Raw genomic sequence first — 5,800 nt, forward strand, 5'->3', positions numbered from 1 at the left:
ATGTAGAGCTTGCCGAGGTCCTGCAGGTTGGGCAGGCCGTCCAGCGTCAGCACGCGCTCGATGAGCTTGTCGGCGTGCTTCATCTCCTCGATGGACTCCTCGTACTCGTGCTTGGCCATCTTCAGCAGGCCCCAATTCTTCAGCATGCGGGCGTGCAGGAAGTACTGGTTGATGGCCGTCAGCTCCAGCTTCAGCTGGGCGTTGAGGTGGGCGATGACTTGGGGGTCGCCTTTCATGGGGAGCTCCGGATCGTGAAATTAAGCCGCAGTATCCCCAGTGAAAGCCCCACGGCAAAACCGCTCTTTCTGCAAATGAGACCGATTCGCATTAGACTTCGCACCCATGATTGTTTGTGTCTGCCACCGAGTCTCTGATCGCGACATCGCGATTGCCGCCTCCAGCGGCTGCCCGGATTTCGAGGCCCTGCAGGATGACCTGCGCGTGGCCACGGCCTGCGGCGCCTGCCGGGACTGCGCCTGTGCGGTTTTCGAGGAAAGTCGTGTCGAAGGCGCCGCTCCGCGAGGACGCGGCATGGTGGTCGTCCCGATCCGACTGGCGGCATGAACTAGAATGCTCCCCGGCGCCGACATCCGGCGCCTTTTTGTTGGTCTGATTTCCTGAACGTCGTTGTGAATTCCGCAGCCGATCTGGGGCGGGCCACGCAGCACGACAACAGTAAGGAAATTCCATGAGCACCCTCCAAACCGGCACTGTCAAATGGTTTGACGACGGCAAGGGCTTCGGCTTCATCACGCCGGCCGACGGCAGCAAGGACCTGTTCGCCCACCACAGCGAAATCAAGAACAACGGCGGCTTCCGCACGTTGGCTGAAGGCGCCCAGGTCGAATTCGAAGTGAAGCAGGGCCCCAAGGGCCTGCAAGCAGCAAACATCCGTTCGCTGTAATCCCTCACGGCTTTGGCCGTTGAGTCAAGCCCGCGCCCTGCGCGGGCTTTGTGCTTTCTGGGTCCGCCGTCGACAATCCACCTCTTATGTCCGCCTTGCCCGTCACTGCCCCGAAGGCCCTGACCGCTTACCGCCCGTTCTGGGCCAAGCGTTTCGGCCCCGCACCCTTCCTGCCCATGAGCCGGGCGGAGATGGAGCAGCTCGGCTGGGATTCCTGCGACATCATCATCGTCACCGGCGACGCCTACGTCGACCACGCCAGCTTCGGCATGGCCGTGATCGGCCGCACGCTGGAGGCGCAGGGCTTTCGCGTCGGCATCATTGCCCAGCCGGACTGGAGCAGCGCCGACGCCTTCAAGGCCCTGGGCAAGCCCAACCTGTTCTTTGGCGTGGCCGCCGGCAACATGGATTCCATGATCAACCGTTACACGGCTGATCGAAAAATCCGCAGCGACGACGCCTACACGCCCGGAGGCGAGGGCGGCAAGCGCCCCGATCGCGCGACCCTGGTCTACACCCAACGCTGCCAGGAAGCCTTCAAGGACGTGCCCATCGTCATCGGCGGCATCGAGGCCTCGCTGCGCCGCATCGCGCACTACGACTACTGGCAGGACAAGGTGCGCCGCTCCGTCCTCGTGGACAGCAAGGCCGACCTGCTGGTCTATGGCAACGCCGAGCGCGCCATCATCGAGATCGCCCACCGCCTGGCGCGCCGCGAGCCCATCGAGAGCCTGACCGATGTGCGCGGCACCGCCTTCATGCGCCGCGATGACGACCCGACGGCCGAAGGCTGGTTCGAGCTGGACTCGACCGAGGTGGACCGTCCCGGCCGCATTGACGAGCTGATCAGCCCCTACCAGATCGTCGAAGAGAACAAGGCCTGCGCGTCCAACGACGCGCCCGATGGGGCGAAGCCCATCACCATCCACAAGACCGGCCGCATCACCATGCCGCCGCGCGACCACACGGTGGTGCGCCTGCCGGCCTACGAGAAGGTCAAGAGCGACCCGGTGCTCTACGCCCACGCCAACCGCGTGCTGCACCTGGAGACCAACCCTGGCAACGCCCGTGCCCTCGTGCAGCGCCACGGCGAGCGCGACCTGTGGATCAACCCGCCGCCCATCCCGCTGACGACGCCGGAGATGGACCACGTCTTCGACCTGCCATACGCGCGCAGCCCGCACCCGAGCTATGCGGACGAGAAGGGCGGCCACGACGGCGCGACCAAGATCCCGGCCTGGGAAATGATCCGCTTCAGCGTGAACATCATGCGCGGCTGCTTCGGCGGCTGCACTTTCTGCTCCATCACCGAGCACGAGGGGCGCATCATCCAGAGCCGCTCGGAAGACTCCGTGATCCGCGAGATCGAGGAGATGCGCGACAAGGTCAAGGGCTTCACCGGCATCGTGTCGGACCTGGGCGGCCCGACGGCCAACATGTACCGCATCGGCTGCAAGAGCCCCGAGATCGAGGCCGCCTGCCGCAAGCCCAGTTGCGTCTACCCGGGCATCTGCCCGAACCTGAACACCAGCCACGATCCGCTGATCAAGATGTACCGCCGCGCGCGCGCGCTGCCGGGCGTCAAGAAGATCCTGATCGGCTCGGGCCTGCGCTACGACCTGGCGGTGGAGTCGCCCGAGTACGTGAAGGAGCTGGTCACGCACCACGTCGGCGGCTACCTGAAGATCGCGCCCGAGCACACCGAGGGCGGCCCGCTGTCCAAGATGATGAAGCCGGGCATCGGCAGCTACGACCGCTTCAAGCAGATGTTCGAGGCGGCGAGTGCGGCGGCTGGCAAGAAGCAGTACCTGATCCCTTACTTCATCGCCGCCCACCCCGGTACCAGTGACGAGGACATGATGAACCTCGCCGTCTGGCTGAAGAAGAACGGCTTCCGCGCCGACCAGGTGCAGACCTTCTATCCCAGCCCGATGGCCACGGCCACCGCGATGTACCACTCGGGCAAGAACCCGCTCAAGGGCATCAGCCGTGACGAGACGCGCGGCGAGAGCGTGGACATCGTGCGCGGCGAGCGCCGCCGCCGCCTGCACAAGGCCTTCCTGCGCTATCACGACGCCAACAACTGGCCGCTGCTGCGCGAGGCGCTCAAGGCCATGGGCCGTGCGGACCTGATCGGCAATGGCAAGCATCACCTGATCCCGAGCTACCAGCCCATCACCGACGGCAGCTACGAAAGCGCGCGGCGCAAGAACTCGACCGGCGTCACGCCGGCGGCCAAACCAGCGAGTGCGGCACCGATGAAGCCGGCCACGCCGCGCAAGGGCCAGCTCTTGACCCAGCACACCGGCCTGCCGCCGCGCGTGACCGGCGCAAGTCGTAACAGCGCGCCGCGTCCGGGCAAACCCGCAAAACGTTGAGGCGATTCGCAGGACTTTTGCCCCTGCTTTTCGTGACTACAAGGCCGAGGATGCCGTACGCTTGCGGCTACTTGACGAGTAGGAGCCGCGGCCGCGCCGTGATGCCCCAGCCCCGGAGCCCTCGCCCCCATGCAAGAAACGCCCGCCGTTGACGACGACCTGCTCGAGCTGCTCGACGACCCCGAGCACGCTGAAGGCGAGCATCGCCCGCAAGACCGGCCCTGGCGCATCCTCATCGTTGACGACGACGGTGACGTCCACAAGGCCACCGAACTGGCCATGCAGGGCCTGACCGTCGAAGGCCAGCCCCTCGTCTTCCTGCACGCCTCTTCCGCCGCCCAGGCCCGCCAATTGCTGGCTAGCGAGGACGACCTCGCCGTCGTGCTGCTCGACGTCGTCATGGAGAGCGAAGACGCCGGCTTGCAACTGGTGCGCCATATCCGCGACGAGCTGTGCCTGAACGCCCTGCGCATCGTGCTGCGCACCGGCCAGCCCGGCTATGCGCCCGAAATCGAGACGGTGCAGGCCTATGACATCAACGACTACAAGACCAAGTCGGAGCTGACCCGCACGCGGCTGTACACGGTGCTGACCGCCGCGGTGCGCTCCTACCGCCAGATCTGCGCGCTGGAGGCCAACCGCCGCGGCCTGGAGATGATCGTCGAGAGCAGCACCTCGCTGTCGCGCATGCGTGGGCTCTCCCGATTCGCCGAAGGCGTCGTTACCCAGCTCTGCGCGCTGCTCGGCATCCTGCCCGAAGGCTTGGTCTGCGMCCAGGTCAGCGGCGAGACCGGCGACGAAGTCCRCATCGTGGCCGCTGCCGGCCAGTACAGCGGCCTCATCGACCGGCCGCTGGCCCAGGTCAAGATCGCTACCGTGCGGGACCGCCTGGAGCGCTGCCTGCAGCAGGAGCGCAACCTCTACGACGACGGCACGGTCCTGTACTTCGGCATGGGCAAGGGCCGTGCGATGGCGGCGCTCGTGGACGTTGGCCGTGAGCTCGACGAGCTCGACCAGCAGCTGTTGCGAGCCTTCTGCTCCAACATCTCGGTCGGTTTCGAGAACGTGGTGCTGTACAGCCAGCTGCTGGACCAGGCCTACAACGACCCGCTGTTGCGCCTGCCCAACCGCAACCGTTTCGTCGAGCTGCTCGACAAGAACCTGAAGGATCCGTCCGGTGTCACGCTCGCGCTGATCGACATCGACGATTTCTCCGACATCAACGACGCCTTTGGCCACCACTTCGGCGACCAGGTGCTGCAGGCCGTCGTGCACCGCATGAGCGAGACGCTGGGCCTGAACACTGCGATGGCCCGCGTCGGCGCCGACACCTTTGGCGTGCTGGGCGAGCATGCCAAGGTCTGCCCCGAGACCGTGAACAGCGTCTTCGCCGACCCCTTCATCGTTGCCGGCGAGCGCCTGCAGCTGTCCGCCACCACGGGCCTCGTGCGCCTGGGTGAATCCAAGGCCGTCGGCTCCGAACTGCTGCTCGATGCCCAGATCGCGCTCAAGCGCGCCAAGCAGCAGCAGCGCGGCTCATCTCAGTACTTCTCTGCCGCCATGGGCAGCGACGCGCGCGAGCGCTTCAAGCTGCTCAAGGGCCTGCGGACCGGCTTCGAGGAAAGYCAGCTCTTCGTCGTCTACCAGCCCCAGGTCGAGCTGAGCAGCAGCCGCRTCGTCGGTGCCGAGGCCCTGCTGCGCTGGAAGACGCTGGATGGTCGTTTCATCCCGCCCGACCAGTTCATTCCGCTGGCCGAGCAGAGCGGCCTCATCATTCCCATCGGCGAGTTCGTCATGCGCACCTCCTGCGCCCAGCTGAAGAAGATGCAGGCCCTGGGCCATGCCGACTTCCGCATGGCCGTTAACGTGTCCATGGCGCAGTTCCGCCACCCCGGCTTCATCGACATGCTGGGCCGCGCGCTGCAGGACTGCGGCGTCGTCGGCCAGCACATCGAGCTCGAGATCACCGAGTCCATGGCCATGGAAGACGCCGACCTCGTGCTGCGCGTGCTGGCCGACATCAAGCGCCTGGGCTTCAGCGTCGCCATCGACGACTTCGGCACAGGCTTCTCGTCGCTGAGCCAGCTGCGCCAGCTGCAGGTGGACCGTCTCAAGATCGACCGCGCCTTCGTGCAGGAGGCGCAGGCCTCGTCCGCCGGCTCGACGATCGCCCAGATGGTCATCAACCTCGGCCGCGGCCTGGGCCTGACTGTCATCGCCGAGGGCATCGAGACCGAGGAGCAGCGCCAGTACCTGATCGGCCTGGGCTGCCATGAGGGTCAAGGCTGGCTGTTCGCCAGACCCATGCCCGCGGACCAACTTGAAACCTGGATGGGCCGGTAGGCCCCTCGCCTGGTCTTGCCTGCTGAACGCGGCAGGCCCAGTCGTTCTTGCAGACCGCGCCGCGTCTTGCGCCGCAGCTCTTCGACAGACACATGCCGCCCACTGGGCGCCATGTGGCCGGTCTCAGCCCCCGAGGGGACGGCGACGCTTGCGGCRTTGAGCCGCAAGCACATCG

5 protein-coding genes are annotated in these 5,800 nt (G+C 66.1%); 4 read left to right on the plus strand and 1 reads right to left on the minus strand.

Annotation, left to right across the window (positions count from 1 at the left end; genetic code table 11):
- Positions 1 to 236, minus strand: a 236-nt coding sequence (gene bfr, locus ACXJKR_RS22330; RefSeq protein WP_457324676.1) for a bacterioferritin, incomplete at its 3' end; no start/stop codon positions are given.
- Between the two features lie 106 nt (positions 237 to 342).
- Between bfr and ACXJKR_RS22335 the strand changes: the two genes are divergently transcribed.
- The 4 genes from ACXJKR_RS22335 to ACXJKR_RS22350 all read left to right on the plus strand — a co-directional run bounded on the left by ACXJKR_RS22335 (position 343) and on the right by ACXJKR_RS22350 (position 5,625).
- Positions 343 to 564 carry a (2Fe-2S)-binding protein gene (locus tag ACXJKR_RS22335; protein WP_082533065.1) on the plus strand — a complete coding sequence of 74 codons (222 nt, stop codon included), beginning with the start codon at positions 343 to 345 and terminating at the stop codon, positions 562 to 564.
- A 124-nt stretch (positions 565 to 688) separates the two neighbouring features.
- Positions 689 to 904: a cold-shock protein gene (locus tag ACXJKR_RS22340; RefSeq protein ID WP_056205145.1), complete on the plus strand. Its 216-nt coding sequence runs from the start codon at positions 689 to 691 to the stop codon at positions 902 to 904.
- An 86-nt stretch (positions 905 to 990) separates the two neighbouring features.
- Positions 991 to 3,282: a YgiQ family radical SAM protein gene (locus ACXJKR_RS22345; RefSeq protein WP_457324677.1), complete on the plus strand. Its 2,292-nt coding sequence runs from the start codon at positions 991 to 993 to the stop codon at positions 3,280 to 3,282.
- 129 nt (positions 3,283 to 3,411) lie between these two features.
- Positions 3,412 to 5,625 (plus strand): putative bifunctional diguanylate cyclase/phosphodiesterase, encoded by a 2,214-nt coding sequence (locus tag ACXJKR_RS22350; RefSeq protein WP_457324678.1) that lies wholly within the window; start codon positions 3,412 to 3,414, stop codon positions 5,623 to 5,625.
- Positions 5,626 to 5,800: the final 175 nt, after the last annotated feature.

The sequence above is a fragment of the Roseateles sp. P5_E11 genome (assembly GCF_054049355.1).

What these genes read in the sequence shown, in the direction of transcription:
- ACXJKR_RS22335 (WP_082533065.1), top strand. Translation starts at nt 343, where the DNA reads ATGATTGTTTGTGTCTGCCACCGAGTCTCTGATCGCGACATCGCGATT.
- ACXJKR_RS22340 (WP_056205145.1), top strand. Translation starts at nt 689, where the DNA reads ATGAGCACCCTCCAAACCGGCACTGTCAAATGGTTTGACGACGGCAAG.
- ACXJKR_RS22345 (WP_457324677.1), top strand. Translation starts at nt 991, where the DNA reads ATGTCCGCCTTGCCCGTCACTGCCCCGAAGGCCCTGACCGCTTACCGC.